The sequence below is a fragment of the Pseudomonas sp. PME37.24/025 genome (assembly GCF_055556615.1).
In genome coordinates, this window is record NZ_JBVHNK010000387.1 from 1 (window position 1) to 251 (window position 251).

Genomic DNA, 251 nt, shown 5'->3' on the forward strand with positions numbered 1-251 from the left:
CCTCAGCGCCGGGTGACTCACGACTCTTGCCGTACAGGCGGCGGCGTGTCCCTGGCCAGGTGCCGCAGCATCAGCGGCCTCCGCAAGAACCGCTCCTCGTCGGGGAACGTCACCGGCTGCGTCCGCCAGTCGTCGCCCGCGTAAGCCACGAGCGCGGACTCGTCCTCCCATTCGCTGACGTACTGCACCCGGCTCGGGTCGGCCAGGTCGACGAGCACGTCATGGCGGAGCAGCCCGCGATACCGGCCGGG

At 71.3% G+C, this 251-nt stretch carries 1 protein-coding gene; it reads right to left on the bottom strand.

Features of this window, described 5'->3' with window-relative positions; all coding sequences use genetic code 11:
• Window positions 1-17: 17 nt before the first annotated feature.
• Window positions 18-251, bottom strand: a 234-nt coding sequence (locus ACZ3HH_RS30800) for a hypothetical protein (protein ID WP_465810471.1), incomplete at its 5' end; no start/stop codon positions are given.